Genomic DNA, 19,568 nt, shown 5'->3' on the forward strand with positions numbered 1-19,568 from the left:
CCTGCCTTGGCAAGCTTTTGAATCGGGTTTTTCAGTAGGGCAGCAAACAAATTTAATTACAAAATAAGATGCTTCCTTACCACAACCTGATTGTTATCGATAAGCAAAACCAGCTCCCTGTTTACAGGCAAATTACCAATCGCCTGATAAGCCTGATAAGGGAAGGCTTAATTCCGCCTGGTACATTCTTCCCGGGCACCCGGCAAATGGCCGAATTTATCACCGTTAACCGTAAAACGATTATAAATGCCTACGAAGAGCTGATGACGGAAGATTGGATAGAGTCAGTAGATAGGAAGGGCTACAGGGTAACGCCCGAGCTTCCAATAATCAAACCACGGTCGTTTCAGCCACCAAATTCTTTTTCTTCCTGCGATAACATGACTGCAAGAAACCTGGCCTTACAAGGGGGATCACAGCCAGAGCACCGGACAACCAAAAGTTGGGATATTGTAGTTAATGATGGCTATCCAGATCCGGAACTTGCGCCTTTTAACGAGATCAGTAAAGTATACCGGGATAAGGCCACCAGTGCCAGAATTAAGCAATTAATGTGTTTGAGGGATCAGGGTGGCCTGCCGTTGCTTAAAGAGGCAACTGCTTTGTTTTTAAACGAAACCAGGGGCTTAAATATCAGGAAGGATGATCTGGTGATTACCCGCGGAGCGCAGATGGCCATTTATATAGCGGCTACGGTATTATTAGCCAAAGGTGATCATGTAGTGGTCACGGAACCCAATTACCGCTATGCCGACGAGATCATTGAAAACACCTGCGCTCACATTTCAAAAATAGGAATAGATGCAGAAGGGCCGGCTTTGGATCAACTGGAACAGATCCTGAAAAAGTCGCCGGTAAAAATGCTTTACATTGTTCCTCATCTGCATCATCCTACAACCATAACCATGTCGGCCGAGAGGAGGCAGCAATTGCTTCAACTGATTGAACGGTACAGGTTTTATGTAATTGAGGATGATTATGGTTACGATTTTCATTATACCAATAATCCTATCCTTCCATTGGCCAGCAGCCCTCATGGCGGTAAAATAATCTATATTGGATCGTTTACAAAACTGCTTGCGCCTTCAATAAGGGTGGGCTATATGATAGCCGCGCCCGATATCGTAAAAAAAGCGACGGATCTGAAGCGTTTGATTGATTTAAGAGGGGATACCTTTATTGAATTTATGCTGGCGCAGATGATCATTAATGGTGATCTAGTGCGGCATATTAACCGGTCGAACAAATTATACGCCCGGCGCTGTGACTTTATTTGTGATCTGCTTACCAAAAAACTATCGCACGCAGTTGAGTTTACCCGGCCGCTTGGCGGCATGGCTATATGGCTTAGGTTTAAGCGGCAATATCCTGTAAATAAAATAATTAATGATGCCGCCCATGCCGGGCTTTGTATGATTGGCATGCCGTTCAGGCTTGCCGGCAACCCGAATGATAACGGGATCCGGTTTGGGTTTGCATCACTCTCTGAAGAGGAGATTTCAAAAGCCGTGGATATCCTGGTGAAATTAACTTCCTGTTCTTGAATTATGACGATGAATGAAGCCCCCATCGTTGCCAAAGCCTGGATTACCTGGAGGGGGCCCATCTGGTCCCCTTCAGGCAGGTCGGCCCTCAATAATTTTGCTCATTAAAACATCTAAAATATGAATAATCCAACTCACCGTGAATCGGCAGTTAAAGACGTAGAAAGCAGAGAGGAACTTATTTATTTGCTCTCGCGGGCATCCGAACTGGAACATGGCCTGGCCTGTGTATATCTCTATGCAGCATATTCGCTAAAATCGAACCTTGATGAAGGGGGAATGACTGAAGAGCAACTTACCATGGTAAAAACCTGGAAGCGAAAATTAGCCATGGTAGCGGTAGAAGAAATGCTGCACCTTGCCCAGGTTAACAACATGCTCACTGCAATAGGTGGTGCACCTAATTTTAAAAGGGCCAATTTTCCTTTACCTGTATCCGCTTTTCCATTCGGCATTAAGTTAACTCTTGAGCCATTTTCGCTTGCTACAATTGAGCGGCTGGTGATATTTGAACTACCGGAAGAAGGCGTACTTGAACCCGTTGTACATGCTCAATATGATGAACTGCGTAATAAAGTTGTAAGAGAACAGGAATTGGAATATGCCGAATTAAAGCCCCGGCATTTTAAAGCCGAACCTGAATTGATAGCCCGCTTCGGCTCCGAAGCCTTTAAATTCCAGGAACCTTATGAAATTGATTTTACAACTGTTGGAGAGTTTTATCACAAGGTAGCATCGGGCTTTAAATGTATCCCTGAAGATGTATTGTTTATCGGCCCGAGGGAGGCGCAGGCCAATGCCCGTTATGTCGACTTGAGCGGAACGCTGATCTCCGTAGTAAACAGGGAATCTGCCTTGCAGGCTATTGAAATGATTGTGGAGCAGGGAGAAGCACCAACACAACAGCACCCTGATTGCCATTTTGAGATCTTTGATACCATCAGGAAGCAATACATCAGCGAAATGGAAAAAGGAGCGAATACGAATACAGTATTCGATCCCGTGAGGAAAATGGCCTCAAACCCCATGACCCGGTTTTATGACGATGCTACCGGAGGCACGTTAATCCTTGATGAGGATACGCATTGCGCGGCCGATATCTTTAACATGAGTTATGATACCATGTTGCAAATGTTACTCCGCTTTTTTGCCCACAGCGATGAAACTGAGGAAGAGCTGGAAATGCTATCCCGTGCTACACTGCGGATAATGACTACCGTAATTCGCCCAATGGGCGAGGCGCTTGCCAAAATGCCTCTCGGTGATCCGGCAAATGCCGCGTTAATGGCCGGCCCTGGGTTTGGTTACAATAGGGATATTACGTTGCTGCCGCATAAAGAATCAGCATGGGTGTTTTTCTGTGAGCGGCTTTTTAACCTTGCCAAAGAAGCCACCGCCTTAGCCGAGCAAAAAACATCCTCACCAGAGGTGAAAGAAGCATCTGCGGCCCTACAGGCACTCTCTGAGCTTTTTATAAAAAAAACCGCGCAGGCGCAAAAAATTATCCCGAAGGTTGAGTTCGTTGATCCTGCAAAACTTGAGCCTGAGATTAATCCATCCACCAACGGGCCGTACCTGGTAAAAGGTGTAAGTAATCTGCTTAATTCAAAAGGCGAGAGGCTACTTGCAGAGCCTCAAATGGCATTATGCCGTTGCGGCGGTTCGGCAAATAAACCGTTTTGTGATGGCACCCATGCCCGCATAGGTTTTGATAGCAGTAAATTATCCGGCCGAACGCCTGATCGGTTGGATAAATATCCCGCAACCGATTTTACCGTATGCGATAACCGTGGTATCTGCCAGCACTCGGGTTTTTGTACTGATGAATTGCCCGAAGTATTCAGGCTGGGAAAAGAACCTTTTGTTGATCAAACGGCAGCCAGCGGTGAAAGGATAGGTCAGCAAACTAAAAGGTGCCCATCGGGAGCATTAAGTTTCAGTTTTGCCAACCCTAAGCTGAACTTACCGGTAATTAACGAACCTACTATTACAGTTTCAAAAAATGGACCGTACCGTGTAAAAGGAAGCATAAAACTGGATGCCGATTTTTTGGAAGGAGCATCGAAAGAACATTATACCCTGTGCCGCTGCGGAGGCTCAAAAAATAAACCGTTTTGTGATGGCACGCACTGGTATAACAATTTTACTGATGATAAAAACTAAAGATCAATAGCAATAAATAAAGCCATTGCCTGGCGGGATAACTATGAACCAACCAACAAAAAATAACAATTATATCAACATGAAAACAAACATTGGAATTAATGATGCGGGCAGAAAGGCTGTGTCTGACGAACTGGCAAAACTATTGGCCGACGAATTTATCCTGTATACCAAAACCAAAAACGCACACTGGAACATTGAGGGTGCCGACTTTCACACGGTTCACGTATTTTTTGAATCGCAATATCAGCAGCTTGAAGAGGTGGTTGATGGTGTTGCGGAGCGGATGCGTAAAATTGGTCACTATGCCCCGGCCACATTAACCCAGTTTTTACAGCTTACCCATTTAACCGAAAAGCTCGAAAATAGCAACAACAGTCAGGGATATGTCAAGGAGCTGTTAGCCGATCATGAAAGCATCATCATGTTTCTGCGCGGTAACATTACCCCCTTTGCCGAAAAATACCAGGACATGGGCTCGAGCGATTACCTTACCGCGCTTTTAGAAACTCATGAAGAAATGGCCTGGATGCTAAGGGCTCATCTAACAAAGTAGATTTACAACGATTTATTGTTTTATAGCGGGAGAACATCCCGCTATTTTTTTGCCCGTTGTTTTCTGAAATCATCTGATCAAATCAATTTTTTCGGAGTGGTAGAATCGAAAGGGAAAAATGTCCATTAGTAGCGCCTCTTTGTCCATTGATGAGCTTTTGAAGCCAAAATACCTTTGTTAAAAAAAAATTAACTATGAAAATGGAACAATCAAACAAATCAAAATTAAGTATGGGCCGGAGGTTTATTACGGCATTTGTGTTAAGCTTTTTACTACTGTCGCCAGTTTTATCAAATGCGCAGGACAAGATCAAAAACGTAGTACTTGTACACGGCGCTTTTGCCGACGGCTCGGGTTGGAAAGGTGTTTTCGAGATTCTTACTAAAAAAGGTTACCATGTTACGGCGGCGCAAATTCCACTTACTTCGCTCAAAGATGATGTGGATGCTACCACCCGCATTCTCGATAAGCAGGATGGTCCGGTTATTTTAGTGGGCCACTCATGGGGTGGAGTGGTGATTACCGAAGCAGGTATGCATCCAAAAGTTGCCAGTCTTGTTTACGTTGCAGCATATCAGCCTGATAAAGGTGAAAATACTTTACAATGGGCTGCAACCGCGCCAACTTTGCCTGAATACGGTATTTTACCTCCGGATGAAAAAGGTTTTGTTTACTATGATAAAGCCAAATTTCATGGCGGTTTTGCAGGCGATTTAAGCCAGGCCGAAACCGATTTTATGTTTGCCTCGCAGGAACCTATTTTTGGCGGAAGCTTTGAGACCGCCGTGGCGGATGCTGCCTGGAAAACTAAGCCAACTTATGGCATCGTAGCAACCGAAGATAAAAGCATCAACCCTGAAATTGAACGTAAAATGTACAAACGTTCAAATACACGCGTCACCGAGATCAAAGGAAGCCATGTGATTTTTATGTCGCACCCGGATGCTGTAGGCAAGGTGATCATCGCCGCCTCGGAGAAAAAATAGTTGTTTTAATTAGTAGACATTTGTTATTGCCCCGGAGCGCAAAGCGACGGGGCTTTTTTGTTGAGTTGATTCGCCTTCCATAGGGAAAAAAGTCCATTGCTTTTAGCCGTATGTGCATTGAGTGTCATAAGGAGTCAAGGTAATTTTGTGGTGTTAAACTCATACACTAACTCAAAAAAATGAAGACAAAAATTACAATTTTAACCGCCCTTTTTGCGGTAGCTGTTTGCGGTAAAGTTGACGCGCAAACTATTGATCCGGCACAGGACCGGCATATTGAAAGTAATATCAAAGCGTTTTTAAAAGTTTTGAACGCCGGCAAAGGTAAGCCAATTGAAGAGCTTAGTCCAGTAGAAGCAAGGGCCGTACTTACAGGTGCCCAGGAATCTGTAAAGTTCGATTATTCAGACATCAAGGTAACGCAGAAAACAATTACGGCCGAAGGCGGTATTCTTGTTTTAAACGTGGTTAAACCAGCTAAGGCCAAAGGGATATTGCCGGTATTTCTATTCATACACGGAGGCGGCTGGGTGTTGGGCGATTTTCCTACCCATAAACGTTTGGTACGCGACCTGGTGGTTAACTCAGGTGCGGCGGCGGTATTTGTAAACTATACGCCATCACCCGAAGCTCATTATCCTACTGCTATCAACCAGGAATACACCGCTCTTCAATGGGTTGCGGCAAACGGATTGCAAATAGGGGTAGACGGTAAACGATTGGCAGTAGTAGGCAATAGTGTTGGCGGCAACATGACCGCAGCAGTAGCCCTCATGGCAAAAGATAAAAAAGGCCCTCAAATTAAGTTGCAAGTGATGATGTGGCCGGTTACAGATGCCAATTTCGAAACCGGATCGTACAATCAGTTCGCTACTCAGCGTTTCCTTACCAAAAAAATGATGCAATGGTTTTGGGATAATTACACTACCGATCCTAATGAACGCAAACAGATCTACGCGTCACCGTTACAGGCAACCACCGCACAGTTAAAAGGCCTGCCGCCGGCATTCATTTTAGTAGCCGAAAACGATGTGCTGCGTGACGAGGGCGAAGCTTACGCCCGCAAACTTGATGAAGCGGGTGTGACAGTAACGTCGGTACGTTACAATGGTATGATCCACGATTTTGGTTTGCTTAACCCAATTGCCAATGTTCCCGGCACACGGGCCGCGATGTTACAGGTAGCATCCGAGATTAAAAAGGCACTTAAATAGTCAACTATAATCTTATCAAAAGTAACGCCTCCGGGATAACCCGGGGGCGTTACTTTTTAAGCCTGTTTCGGAAAAAGTTATCGGTTATGTCCAATTCCGGAAGGTCGATTGTCAATCAACTGTAAATGCGAGTAGTGGGAGTGTTCGGTGCGGAGGGATTTGATAGCAATACTATGCAATAGGATAACGGCATGTTTTAGGAAATATCGTAATGTTAGAGGTCAAGCTAACGCCGGTTAAGAGACGGGAGGGTATTGCTATAGCGCAAATCGCTTAAAATTGAATCCGCCACTGCATTTTTTATGATTGTTGGTTTTGCCGGCCTGTACCATGGGCGCGGTAAAATCTGCGTTGGTGCCTTTTTACCCCAATTGTTACAAAATGGAAAAGCCAGGATTTTTAACAGTGATTGATGATTTCGAAAATCAGTTGACAGACAAAAAGAATTTTCTCAAAGTACTTAAAAAGCACGTGCGGTGTTATGAAAATGAGAAGGAGGTATTGCTGGAGTTAAGTAATGATATCACCCAGGTAAGAACCAAGATAGATTTAATTACGGTTTTTTCATCAAGGCTTAAAAGCCTGTTTTACTTTACACACGCGGTTGTATCACTGGTTGATAAGCAGCAGCAAACCTATTATCCTTTTTTAATTGACAGGGAGGCGCTACAGATCAAGCATCGTGACGAGTTGCCGTCATTGCTCGCCTCACGTTTTTTTCTTGACGATCCGTTTATAAGCCAGGCGCATGGTTCTGATATGCCGGTATCATTTTTATTGGACGATATTATACATAAACCCGGTATTCCCGGCTTTTTAAAAGTGAATTACGAATGCGGGATAAAAGAAGCAATGATAGTTCCGCTAAAAAGTAAAATGGAAACTATCGGGCATGTTTTGATGTATTCAGACCGTATCGGGGCTTTTTCTGACGATTTTAAGGCTTTCATATCGATGATAAGCTCCCAGCTTTCCAGCGCGGTATCAAACATTAAAATAAATGAAGAAATTGAATTTAAAGAGTGGGTAAATGAGGTTTTACTGGATATAAGCAATAACCTGGCAACCGTACGGCATAGAAAAGATTTACTTATCGTTGTTAATACCGGCCTTAAAAAGCTTGTAAAGTTTACACATAATGTAATGACCATCCTCGATGAGGCAGGAGAAAACTACAGTGTATATGTAACTGATCCGGATTCGCCCACGAAAAAATTCCCCCGGCACGTTGCAGCCCTTGAGAGCGCAAATCCGGTTAATGATGGCATTTATAGCGCAGCATCGGGCTGTGATGGCCCTGTGGTGCTTGATATGACTACTTTTGATCTCAATAAAGTTCCGCTCTGGTTTAAACTAAACTATGCTGCCGGTGCCCGCGAAATGGTGATCAACTTGCTGCCCGGTAAAACCGAACTTGAGTTAAGCCTTATTTTATTTGCCGACAAAAAGGGAACATTTGATGCTGCGGCATTGAATATTGTTGAACGTATTTCCAGTCAGTTATTTACGGCGGCAAGTAACATTGCTGCCAACGAGGAGATCATGAATAAGGAAAGAGAAAAATCTTTCCTGTTGGATTTTAGCCATGATATCGCTGCAGTGCGCAGCAAACACGATTTTTCTGTAGCTGTAGAAAAGGCGGTAAAAAAGCTAAGCTCGGTAAAGGGCTATATCATTAGGCTTATCGATAACGAGGGGGGGACAACCAGTTCGTATGTTTATGACAGCACTACTATTTTTAAAAATGCCCCGGGGTTTAAGCAAATGATCGCGACCAGGTTTGATATTAAGGATGGGATACAGGATAAGGTGTTGCGGAGCACCGAACCAATTCTTTTTATCACCGATCAGGAAATGAGGCGCCCGGTAGTTCCACAATACGTTCGTACCTGGAGCGATATGGGGCTGCGGAAAATGATTGGTGTAGCATTACGAACAGGAAGTAAAGATCTCGGCATTCTTTTTATGGAAACGGATGTGGTTAACCTTGCCATATTGAAAGGAATTTGCGCGCAGATCTCTACCGCTATTTCGAATGTATTGGTTAACGAGCAGCTTATTACCTATAAAAGTATGCTGGAGGTTGAAAACGATCACCTGAAAGAACAGATAAACACCATTTATAATTCTGCCGAAATTGTTGGTAGCGGCCCTGAAATGCAACAGGTTTATCAGTTGATGTCGATTGTAGCCAAAACAAATTCAACGGTATTGCTGATGGGCGAAACCGGGACAGGCAAGGAATTAGTAGCACGGGGAGTTCACAAAAGCTCACCGCGAAAGGATAAGTTAATGGTAAAAGTTAACTGTGCCGCTCTTCCTGCCAACCTGATTGAAAGCGAACTTTTCGGCCATGAAAGAGGCGCATTTACCGGCGCGCTTGAAAGGCGGATCGGTAAATTTGAACAGGCGCATAACAGCACTTTGTTTTTAGATGAGATAGGCGAGTTGCCTTTAGAATTGCAGGTAAAACTACTGCGGGTTATTCAGGAGCGCGAATTTGAGCGGATAGGCGGTAAAACTACCATTAAGGTTGATGTACGGATCATAGCGGCCACCAACCGCAACCTGGAAGAAGAAGTAAATGCAGGCCGGTTCAGGGCCGACCTTTATTACCGGCTTAATGTTTTCCCCATCAGTCTGCCGCCTTTGCGCAAACGGATTGCGGATATAGCTCCGCTGGCCAATTACTTCCTTGCCCGCCACTGTAAAAATACCGGCATAAAAGTGACATCTATATCAGCCAAAGTAATGCAGGAGCTGAAAAGTTACCAATGGCCAGGTAATGTCAGGGAGCTTGAGCACCTGCTGGAGCGAAGCGTTTTGTTAACCAACGGCAGCACGTTGAGGGAGATCTACCTACCTAAAACCCGTTTTGGAAAAGACCTGTCAGTTAATCAAACGCTCGAAGAAATTGAGCGTGCCCACATCATTCAAACACTCAAAATATGCGGGGGGAAAATAGCAGGATCAGGCGGGGCTGCGGATGTGTTGGGCACGCCTTCAACTACCTTACATGCTAAAATGAAAAAGCTGAAGATCTCCAAAACGGATTATTTGTCGCAAGCCTCCTGACAGCGATTGCTCGCAATATCGTTAAAGTACTTTTTAATCCGCTGTATTAGGTGTGCGGTGGAAGGTGGTTGTTGTTTATTGTTCTGACAGTCAATTATTTAATTCATGGTATATTGATTGTAATCCATTAGACAGAGCGGCATTGCTGCCGGTATGGATTATTAAGATGGAACACTTTAAACAAAAAGCCTTTAACAGATTTGGGATCCTGGATTTTCAGGGGCGAAACCAGTCCGACCAGTTCATCGATCAGCTCAGGGATTTTATTAAGATAGTGTATGTAAGGCATGGAAGCAGGTTGAGTATTGATTTTACAGATGTTTTGGTACAACAGGACGGGATTGTTTTTGTAACTGCCGCGCAAATGCTCAAGCTTTCTGAAGGCTTCAGGGGCAGCATCATATACTATGATCAGGATCTTTATGGAGTAAGCCTGCATAGCCAGGAAATAGCCTGCGATGAACTGCTTTTTGATAAAGTTCAAAAGGTATCTGGTATAGCACTTAGCACTGTGGATGCAGACATCATCTTATCTATTTTTGACGAGGTAAGGCAGGAGATAACCCAAAATGATATTAACCTGGAAGAAATGGTCCGGGTTTTATTAAAACAGATCGTCATTAAGGCTGCACGTATTTGCCAGCGTATTCAGGGGCCGGATATTCTATCTGCTCAGCACGATTCGGTTTTTTGCAGGTTCTTTATCCAGTTAGTTGAGCGCAATTTTTTTAAACACCACGATGTGGCATCGTATGCTAATATTTTAAATATCAGTGCAAAAGCATTGAATAAACGGATTTGTAAACACAGCTGCTACACACCCAATGAAATAATCAAGAGACGGATAATACTGGAAGCTAAACGGCTTTTGGTTTACACGCATCTCTCGGTAAAGGAAATTGGCTATAAACTTGGTTATGATGATCCTTCTTATTTTATCCGTTTTTTTAGTAAACAGGTTAAAACTGCTCCGCAAACATTCAGGCTTCATTTCCAGCGTCCTTTTAACGCGGTTGCATGATTGTAAGGGACTCAAATGAATAATTAGAACACAATTTTAGATACACAAAAAATGCAAAAGAACATTGTAATAACAGGAGGATCTTCGGGTATAGGAGAGGGGCTTGCCAAACATTTTTATAACAAAGGCTGGCGGGTATTGACAACCGGCCGAAACAACGCTAAGTTATCAAAACTGGCGGCAGAGTTACCCGGCATTTATACCATCGTATACGATAGCCTGAAAAACGCACAGGAAAACAAGATCATCGATTTCATAAAAGATGAATGGAACGGCAAACTTGACGTGCTGGTAAACAATGCAGGCCATGTGGCCCTTACACCCTTGCCCGAAATAAGCAGGGACCAGTTAGAGGAGATGTATCAGGTTCACCTGATAGCTCCAAGCTTACTCGCTGCGGGTTGTGTGCCATTTTTATCTGCCACCAAAGGGCAAATCATTAACGTAAGCAGTAGCCATGGTATAAAAGCTTACGCTCAGCTTAGCGCTTACGGCTCGGCAAAAAGCGGCCTTAACATGCTTACAAAGGTATGGGCTTTGGAACTGGCACCGCTCGGCATTCGTGTAAATTGCGTTGCACCCGGCCCTACAGATACCCCCGTTTTAGAAAATGCCGGCCTTTCGGCAGATATTATACTCGCTATCCAGCAAAGTGAAGCAAAAACTATCCCCTTACAAAAAAGAGGAGATGTTGAAGATATTGTAGCTAATACAGCGCTATTGATCGATTCAGGATCCAATTGGGTTACCGGGGTGGTGTTGCCTGTTGATGGTGGCATATCCGTTAGCTAAATGTACCGATTAATAAATGGTGGCGAAATTTAACGGAGCAGTTTTACGATAATTAAAAGGCTATAATTGACCGGTACCAAAATATTAGCGTTGATTTAGGGAGGCGGGCTGGGCTCTTACCTTTGAACCTTCAATATGCACGCGCTAAAGGGATTCATTTATTCAAATAGTGAATCCCTTTTTTCTATTAGCTTACTGTGCATGGTTCATGTATTCCCTTTTAGCGATATTTAATTTTCGCATTTTAGAATGCAGGGTGGTTGGTTGAATAGCCAATACCCCGGCCGCACCGCCCGCTCCTGAAATTTTGCCCTCGCATTGTTTCAGGATATTAATAATATGGTTTCGTTCCATCTCCTCGATAGTTTGATTAAAATGGGGGATGGCCTGGTTATCGCTTTGTTTTGTGTTTGGCAAATGTACCTCCCGCAATACGTTGCCGGTTGTCATTAAAACGCTTCTTTCAATAATGTGCTCCAGCTCCCGTACGTTTCCCGGCCATAAATACGATTTCAATTGCTGCAAAACTTTGGGTGCTATTGAGCCAACTTTGTATCCTGTAAGCCTGCTATATTTATTGAGGAAGAAGTTTGCCAATGGGGGTATGTCTTCGACCCGTTCACGTAATGATGGTAAATTGATTGGAAATACATTAAGCCTGTAATACAGATCAGATCGGAATTTACCTGCCACTACCTCTTTTTCCAGGTTGCGGTTAGTTGCTGCTATTATCCTCACATTAACTTTTATTGTGCTTTTTCCGCCTACGCGTTCAAACTCCCGCTCCTGGATAACACGGAGTAATTTGACCTGCAGCTCCAGCGGTAGTTCACCAATTTCATCCAAAAATAAAGTGCTGTTATTGGCCAGCTCAAACTTGCCTATCCGTTGTTCAAAAGCACCGGTAAACGATCCTTTTTCATGACCAAAAAGCTCGCTCTCGATGAGATTGGGCGGAAGAGCAGCGCAGTTTACTTTTATCATCAATTTGTTTTTCCGGGGCGAGGCGTCATGAATCCCACGCGCAATCAGTTCCTTCCCGGTACCGGTCTCTCCTAAAATAAGCACTGTTGAATTTGAATCGGCCACCCGCGACATCAACTGGTAAACCTTTTGCATTCGCAGGCTGATACCAATTATCTCCGAAAAATTGTGGATGGTTTTGATCTGTTCTTTCAAATGATCATTTTCCGTTTCCAGTTGCTTTTGATAGGCCAATAACCGTTCGTTGGCTTTGATGTTGAATATGGCTACCGATATTTGTGAGCAAAGGCCTTTCAACAGATGGGTATTCAGTTCGTTTATCAACAGCCAAAGTGTTCCTATATTTTCATTCCCAATACATAGACGGGCGCCGTACATATGTTTTTTACCCGCCTTTTTCCAAAGGGTTATATACGGGCTGCTGTTGCCACTCTTTTGCTCAGCTTCGATATTAAATATAACGGGCTCATCACTATCCAGTACTCTGGCCGAAATAGGTTCGTCGATAGTTATATTTTTTGCCAATAGTTGTTTAAATAGCTCTTCATCTTTAAAAACGGCGTTTTTATCATATAGATAAGGAACTAAAGTAATTCCATCATCTTCTATTAGCCTGATCATAGATAGCTTTATGCCTATAAGTTGATCCAGAATATTAAAAATAGCGGCTTCCAGATCCCCCTTTTTTTTGACAGCAGCAAGGTCAGTAGCAAATTTAAGCAGGCATGCTTTGTTGTGTTCTTTGTATAATACAGCTTCGTGGGCAGCGATGTTATTAATGGCTTTGCCGATTTGCCCTGCTATTGTTTCTACATACTGTATATGTGTATCTGTAAGCGAGTTTAACTTATCTGCAAAGAGGATAAGAGTATGTTTAGTATCCCCGGCACCGGGCAGGTTTTTTACAATGAGTTCACGGGCTCCCGACGCGTAGTTTAACTTAAGCCATTGAGGTGCTACGGCTAAGTTAAATGTGCGGATATCGAAAATTTGTGCTTTATCAGCTTTTGAAATAAACCCGGATAAATCGTCGCAAAACGAATACGAACAGGATATAATCTCATTATAGCTTGAATATCCAGTAGAGCCACCAGAGGCCTTATCCATAAAAAAGATCCGGTAAGTACTTTCATCTTCCTGGCATGACAGCAATGTGGCCTGGCTAAAGTTTACCAGTTTTTTTAAGGTTTTGTCGATCGCTACCATTAATTGCGCCTGCGTTTTAACTTTTGCCAGTTCGCATTTTAACAAAAGTATTATCTCGTCCCGTTCGTCTTCACTTTCCATTAGCATTTAGCCTCCTTTTTCTTTTTTTTATTTGTCTAAGATCCCTTTTTACCCTGTTCGCCGTCAAAAAGGGGATGTTACTTGTATTCTTTTTTTGTGATCTTCAGCCTTCTCATTTTTGAATGAAGTGTGGTTGACGGAATATCTAATATCTCGGCGGCTCCGCCTTCGCCGCCTATTTTTCCGCTGCAGCGTTTTAACGTGCCAATTATGTGATAGCGCTCCCTGCTTTCCATGGTTAATGGCGGAGCGTCGTCTTGAACAGATTGATCTATTTTAATTCCCGGAAGATGAACGTCTCTTAGCTTGTTATCGTTTGTGAGCAGGATGCTGCGTTCAATCAAGTGTTCAAGTTCGCGTACATTACCCGGCCAGTCATAGTCTTGCAAAGTGCGGGCTACTTCGGCAGTCATGCCTTTTACCGCTATGCCGGTTTGCCTGCTGTAGCGGCTGATAAAAAAGTTGGCTAAGGGAATAAGGTCTTCTTTGCGTTCCCTTAAGGCCGGTAGCTGAATGGGGAAAACATTTAAACGGTAATAAAGATCGGCACGGAACCTGCCGGCCTCTACCTCTTCTTCAAGATTCCTGTTGGTGGCTGCTATTATCCTTACATCAATTTTAATGGTGTTTTTTCCGCCTATCCGTTCAAACTCACGTTCCTGGATAACCCTTAATAGTTTTACCTGTAACTCTAACGGGAGCTCACCTATTTCATCTAAAAATAGCGTACTGTTGTGTGCCTGTTCAAATTTGCCTATGCGACGTTCAAACGCGCCGGTGAACGATCCTTTTTCGTGACCGAAGAGTTCGCTCTCTATGAGGTTTGCCGGCATTGCCGCACAATTGATCTTGATCATTAATTTGTTGTTTCGGGGAGAAGCCTGATGTATGGCCCTTGCAATAAGTTCTTTTCCTGTACCGGTTTCGCCCAGTATCAATACCGAAGAGCTTGCACCCGCAACCCGAGATATGAGTTTGTATACATTGTGCATTGCAGGATGTTGCCCCACAATTTCGGCACTATAGCTATTGCTAAGCTGCTCGTTAAGGTATTGGTTTTCTTGTTCCAGTTTTTCTTTAAGAATGAGGATTTGTTCGTTGGTTTTGATGTTTGATATGGCAATTGATATCAGCGAACAAAGGCTTTCAACAAGCTGAATGTTGATTTCTTCCATGGCCAGCCATAAAATACCCCATTTTCGGGAGGCTGTTTGCAAAGGCATTCCGGCTACTTTTACAAAGCCCACACTTTTCCAAAAATGCAGATACCCTGCATCGTGGCCTCGCGCAATCTCTTCATCAACTATTAAAAAAACGGGTGTGTCGCTATTTAACACCCTATCCTGTATCCCATCTTTAATAGGATAGCGCGCTTTGGCCACCTCAAGTATCAGGGGATCATCAGGAGTGGTAACGGCACGGTCATGTACATAGGTACTCATGGTTTTGCCATCATCGTTAATCATTCTGATGGCATATCCCCGAAGTATATTTAATCTTCGCAAAAACAACTTTACGGTATCAAAAAGATCTTCCTTACTCCTTACGGCAGCTATTGCGTTACCAAAATCAAGCAGGAGTGTGGTTTCCCATTCTTGTTCGGTTACAGGTTCAGCAGCCTCCATGTCTTCTGCCACTGTGATCATATCGTCTGTGAAATATTCGGTACTTGTATCTTTCATATAATTTAAAATGACTTTACCGAAAGGTTAAAAGCCAATTTGGATTTATATAAAACTATGCCAGTTATGATAAACGCTTAATGGTAAGTGTATTGATGGGATAAGGGGTATAGCACACGAACGAAATACCGCCCGGCTGTGACTTCTGCCACCAAATAACGCCTAACTCCTTTTAGCTATATTCCTTCTGCTGCATCTGAAATAAGTAGCCCGGGCAGAAATTCGTCGTGAAAAAAACAATGCGGTTGTCCAAAAATAAAATGTCGGTTGTTGTTAGGTTTTCAATTCAACTAAAACGGATATGAGACAAAACATCCTGGCAGACACCGAACAAAAAATAGGTGCTGCCCGCACAATATTAACAGCGGGAATCATTGCCGGCATTTTGGATAGCATGGCAGCATCGGTAGTATTTTATTTCAAGCTGGGACTGAGCCCGGCACAGGTTATGCAATACATCGCGAGCGCGATTTATGGCGCTGAAGCATTTTCGGGAGGCACCACCACGGTTATTATCGGTACATTATTGCATTTAATGATAGCATTCGTTATCGCCGCAGTTTATTTTTACCTGTACCCTGTAATAAGCCCGTTAAGAAAATGGCCTGTTATTTCGGGGCTTTTACTGGGGATTGCCATTTGGCTGTTCATGAACCTGGTAATTATCCCGTTTAGCAAAATTCAACCGGCTCCGGTAGAGTTAAGTGCTGTTGTCATCAGCGTTATCTGGCACTTGGTACTGGTTGGTTTGCCAATTTCTTTAATAACTAAAAGACATTTCGAAAATGGCGGTAGACTTAATTAGCCATCTTTATTTTTAAAAGTTCGATATTTTTTTGAATCGTAGCTTTGTCGGTATTTGAGGCTGAAAGGTTCAAAGCAGTTTTGTAATTGCTCAATGCTTTACTATCATTAACGTTGGTATACAGGTTTCCCAGTAACGAATAGTAAAAAACGTTATCTGTAAGGTTTAGTTTTTCTGCCTCTGCAATGGCTTTTTGTTTTCCTTTTACTTTTGATAGTGCGAAAACGCGGTTAAGCGCGGCGGTAGGGGAGTATTCTATAAGCAATAGCTGGTCATACAGCCGTAGGATATTCTCCCACTTTTCAGGCGAATCGGCTTTGCGGGTGTGCCAATAGGCAATTCCGGCTTCGCAGTGATATTTACTTAAATGGTCGCCGCGCGACGATCGGTCTAAAAAATATAAGCCCGTTTCAATCAATTCCTGGTTCCATAAATTTTCGTCCTGATCCTGGTATAGGATAGCGTCGCCGGCATCGCTTAACCGGGCATCAAAGCGGGAGGAGTGGAAACTCATCAGGGCCAGTAGCGCGTTAACTTCAGGCGTGTTTGTTGTGTTGTTGCCGGCAAGTAATAAAGTGAGGCGCATGGCTTCTTCACAAAGATCTTTGCGCAACAGAATATTTTGTGAGGTAGAGTAGTATCCTTCAGAATATAAAAGATAAAGGGTTTTTAAAACGCTATCAAGCCGGGCGGTGATCTGGCTAAGCGATGGCTGTTCAATCGCTATTTTGGCTTCTTTGAGCTTTTCTTTGGCCCGGTTTATCCGTTTGTATACTACTTCTTTATTGGTTAAAAAAGCGGCCGAAATTTCCTGAATGCCAAAGCCGCAAAGCAGGTTTAAAGCGAGTGCCACCTGCGAATCGCTTGATATAACCGGATTGCAAACAGTAAAGATCATTGCCAACTGACTATCGATTATATTTTTAACAGATAGATCGACCTCGATTTCTTTACTTACAGTTTCTTCTGTTTTCAACGCCGCAACCAGTTTCTCTTCAAAAACCTTGTGGCGTTTAATATAATTGCGGGTTTTGTTTTTTGCTACGGTATAGAGCCAACCTGTTGGATTTTCGGGGGTCCCTTTTGTAGCCCAAAGTTCGGTTGCTGAAAGAAAGGTGTCGCTTACAATATCCTCAGCTATTTCAATATATTCGATGCCAAATAGATAAATGAGCACCGATACTATTTTTTGATATTCGGTGCGGAAAAGGTTTGGAATTAAATCCGGTTTATTCATAAAATCCTCGCCCTGTATACAATCATCTTCGTCAGCCTCATTAGTTTATAATCCCATCCTGATCTCTACCGAACCGTTAAGTTCAAAAATAGGACAGCCTTGTGCAATTTTTTCAGCTTCATCATAATCAAGCGCCCTGATGATGATCATTCCGCCTATTGATTCTTTAATTTCGGCAAATGGGCCATTGGTAGTACTTTTACCCCGCTCAATAACTTTTCCTACGCCATCCCAGCGCTGAGTTGGCCTGGCAAGTATATTTTTTTTTGCAAGCTCGTCAAACCAGGTTTGCCAATGTTCTAAATGCGTTTTTAATTCTTCGGGAGTGGGTTGGTTTTCGGCTGTTTTGTAATCCCTTCTAAACAGAAATAGAAATTCTTTCATAATCTTTTATCTATGATTTGATGGTTAAACAAAAGTCGGTATTTACTGGTACAAATATTTATCATTATTTTGATCCTGATCGGCAAGCCATTTTTCTATGTACAAAAGAAGTTGCGCAGTGTCGGCGGAGATATTCATTTCGGTTTGCACTCCAAGCATAATAAGGCCAAGTGCTATAGAATGCTGAATATCAAGCTTGCTGAGTAATCCGAAACTAAAGCCGGTAATAAATTTATCCCTTGCATCAGCGGCAATTTCGGCTATCTGATCAAAATCTCTTCGTGCAAATATAAATTGCTGGTCTTCTGAAAACAGGATCACGCTATTTACCGAATAGATGAGCAAGCGGTTGATGTTCATAGTGCGTAATATGGAAAAGCACTTCTTTTTTAAACCATAAGGCGTATTGATATTGAATGTTGTATTGGGCATTTCACCGTTGAGTACCATCCAAAGATTAACCGCCTCAAACTCATCAAGTACAAAAGTAACTTTACCTTTAACACCAAATTTGCTGACTATTTGAAGGATGTTATCAATCTGATAAAAAAGGGTTTTGCCTGGATCGTCCAAATAAAAAATAAAGTCGAGGTTTGATTTATTAAGCGGTTTTATCACATCGTCAAATAGCCCTGTCAACAAGCCCGACGCGCCTACCAGATCTGTCCAATCGTTAAAAGTTATTGCCCTGCATTTTTTGAACAGGAGATGCAGGTCGGCAATTAGCTGGTCATTTCTTATGTCATGCCAGGAGTTTTCGCATTTATTTTCGTTTAAAACAATAAACTCATATTTGGTTAATGATGACAGGTCATAGCCATTGCACATCATCAGGCTTTTGATACCTAATTTTTTAAAAAAAACTGGTAACGTTAATTCCTTTATTCCTAATGAATTTGGTGATGTTTTGTGAAGTTTAGAGTCCGTCATTTTTCTTTGCTTTTCACATAGCAGGTATGTGTTTTTTGATTTGCCCGCCTGTTTTATCGTTTCAACAAGTGCTGATAATACCGGGGCCGAATTCACAATTTCCATCTCAAACGCTTGCATCATTTTAATATTTAGCATTAATAATTGCGGTTGGCTTATGCTGTTTTTGAAAAGCTGCCAATTTGCAGCGACAAATTGCGAGGCGTACTTGCATGGTATAATTCACAAACCCGGCCTTCGGTAGGTATTGCTTCCTGTACTTGCGCTTCGAGGTATTGATTTGTAATTAAGGCATGCGTATGCAGTACCGTTTTATTTTTTAACAAACTATAAGGACCGGCTATAATAGTTCCCTGCAACTCCGAGCGCTCTTTTTTTGAAAAGTTACCAGGGTTACCATAGTGTATAACGATATTAACAGATGGCTGATGGGCTGCAGGTACATAATATTTCAGCAAATCCAATTCGCAGCTAAACGAGGCAAGAATTGCTTCCAGTTGTCCCCAAATTATCCGAACCGGAAAGGCTGGTCCATAGCGAAAAAAGAGTATGGTATCGTCTTCTATCTCTGATATCAGAAAGGATAAATGATTAGCCCTGATTATAGATCTTAATAATTTATCAATAATGCATGCGCGTATCTCGTTATCGATATCTTCAATATAGTTTATATAATAGCTGATATCAATAATAAAGATATTGCCTTTTAAATCTTTTTCCATGGTGTAATCGGTTCATTTTATAAAACAACACTTTACGACACTTTAGAATGCTGTATTTGAGCATGAATTTGACAATGTAGATGCCACGTATTAACGTGTTGTTGGTTAGTGTTTTATCTTGTTTTGTGGGTTGGCTTTATACTTCATTTCGACGACGGGTAGTAGAAGTCACGAAATATGGTGTTT

15 protein-coding genes are annotated in these 19,568 nt (G+C 42.7%); 9 read left to right on the forward strand and 6 right to left on the reverse strand.

From position 1 onward, the window contains the following. Positions 1-68 precede the first annotated feature (68 nt). The 8 genes from ABID99_RS10630 to ABID99_RS10665 all read left to right on the forward strand — a co-directional run bounded on the left by ABID99_RS10630 (position 69) and on the right by ABID99_RS10665 (position 11,351). The gene (locus ABID99_RS10630; protein WP_373613673.1) at positions 69-1,544 is read left to right on the forward strand and encodes a PLP-dependent aminotransferase family protein; all 1,476 of its coding nucleotides are present in this window, start codon (positions 69-71) and stop codon (positions 1,542-1,544) included. Between the two features lie 120 nt (positions 1,545-1,664). Continuing rightward, the gene (locus tag ABID99_RS10635; protein ID WP_373613674.1) at positions 1,665-3,707 is read left to right on the forward strand and encodes a ferritin-like domain-containing protein; all 2,043 of its coding nucleotides are present in this window, start codon (positions 1,665-1,667) and stop codon (positions 3,705-3,707) included. 79 nt (positions 3,708-3,786) lie between these two features. After that, a complete protein-coding gene (locus tag ABID99_RS10640) occupies positions 3,787-4,263 on the forward strand; it encodes a Dps family protein (protein ID WP_373613675.1) in 477 nt (158 codons plus the stop codon). Positions 4,264-4,457: 194 nt separating this feature from the next. Beyond that, a complete protein-coding gene (locus tag ABID99_RS10645) occupies positions 4,458-5,249 on the forward strand; it encodes an alpha/beta fold hydrolase (RefSeq protein WP_373613676.1) in 792 nt (263 codons plus the stop codon). Positions 5,250-5,428: 179 nt separating this feature from the next. After that, on the forward strand, positions 5,429-6,463 hold the full coding sequence (locus ABID99_RS10650) for an alpha/beta hydrolase (protein WP_090525876.1): 1,035 nt from the start codon (positions 5,429-5,431) through the stop codon (positions 6,461-6,463). Between the two features lie 381 nt (positions 6,464-6,844). Next, a complete protein-coding gene (locus ABID99_RS10655; protein ID WP_373613677.1) occupies positions 6,845-9,538 on the forward strand; it encodes a sigma 54-interacting transcriptional regulator in 2,694 nt (897 codons plus the stop codon). A gap of 166 nt (positions 9,539-9,704) precedes the next feature. Then, positions 9,705-10,559 (forward strand): AraC family transcriptional regulator, encoded by an 855-nt coding sequence (locus ABID99_RS10660; protein WP_090525875.1) that lies wholly within the window; start codon positions 9,705-9,707, stop codon positions 10,557-10,559. Between the two features lie 51 nt (positions 10,560-10,610). After that, positions 10,611-11,351 (forward strand): SDR family NAD(P)-dependent oxidoreductase, encoded by a 741-nt coding sequence (locus ABID99_RS10665; protein ID WP_373613678.1) that lies wholly within the window; start codon positions 10,611-10,613, stop codon positions 11,349-11,351. Positions 11,352-11,543: 192 nt separating this feature from the next. On the opposite strand, the gene ABID99_RS10670 is transcribed toward ABID99_RS10665, so the two are convergent. Both ABID99_RS10670 and ABID99_RS10675 read right to left on the reverse strand, forming a co-directional pair. Beyond that, on the reverse strand, positions 11,544-13,622 hold the full coding sequence (locus ABID99_RS10670) for a sigma-54 interaction domain-containing protein (protein WP_373613679.1): 2,079 nt from the start codon (positions 13,620-13,622) through the stop codon (positions 11,544-11,546). A gap of 77 nt (positions 13,623-13,699) precedes the next feature. Beyond that, positions 13,700-15,304 carry a sigma 54-interacting transcriptional regulator gene (locus ABID99_RS10675; protein WP_229701521.1) on the reverse strand — a complete coding sequence of 535 codons (1,605 nt, stop codon included), beginning with the start codon at positions 15,302-15,304 and terminating at the stop codon, positions 13,700-13,702. 301 nt (positions 15,305-15,605) lie between these two features. Here ABID99_RS10675 and ABID99_RS10680 point away from each other — a divergent pair, with 301 nt between their 5' ends. Next, positions 15,606-16,109, forward strand: coding sequence for a hypothetical protein (locus ABID99_RS10680; RefSeq protein ID WP_373613680.1), 504 nt, complete (start codon positions 15,606-15,608; stop codon positions 16,107-16,109). Here ABID99_RS10680 and ABID99_RS10685 read toward each other — a convergent pair. Genes ABID99_RS10685 through ABID99_RS10700 form a run of 4 tightly spaced genes read right to left on the reverse strand, consistent with a single transcriptional unit; the run spans position 16,102 to position 19,382 of the window. After that, positions 16,102-17,346 (reverse strand): RNA polymerase sigma factor, encoded by a 1,245-nt coding sequence (locus ABID99_RS10685; protein ID WP_176628997.1) that lies wholly within the window; start codon positions 17,344-17,346, stop codon positions 16,102-16,104. The genes ABID99_RS10680 and ABID99_RS10685 overlap by 8 nt on opposite strands. Before the next feature lie 45 nt (positions 17,347-17,391). Beyond that, a complete protein-coding gene (locus ABID99_RS10690; RefSeq protein ID WP_090525871.1) occupies positions 17,392-17,730 on the reverse strand; it encodes a YciI family protein in 339 nt (112 codons plus the stop codon). A 42-nt stretch (positions 17,731-17,772) separates the two neighbouring features. Beyond that, complete coding sequence (locus ABID99_RS10695; RefSeq protein WP_139159943.1) at positions 17,773-18,783, reverse strand: hypothetical protein; 1,011 nt, start codon at positions 18,781-18,783, stop codon at positions 17,773-17,775. A 32-nt stretch (positions 18,784-18,815) separates the two neighbouring features. Then, positions 18,816-19,382 carry a DUF2652 domain-containing protein gene (locus ABID99_RS10700; RefSeq protein ID WP_090525869.1) on the reverse strand — a complete coding sequence of 189 codons (567 nt, stop codon included), beginning with the start codon at positions 19,380-19,382 and terminating at the stop codon, positions 18,816-18,818. Positions 19,383-19,568: the final 186 nt, after the last annotated feature.

Source organism: Mucilaginibacter sp. OAE612 (assembly GCF_041806395.1).
In the GTDB taxonomy this organism is placed as follows: Bacteria; Bacteroidota; Bacteroidia; order Sphingobacteriales; family Sphingobacteriaceae; genus Mucilaginibacter; species Mucilaginibacter rubeus.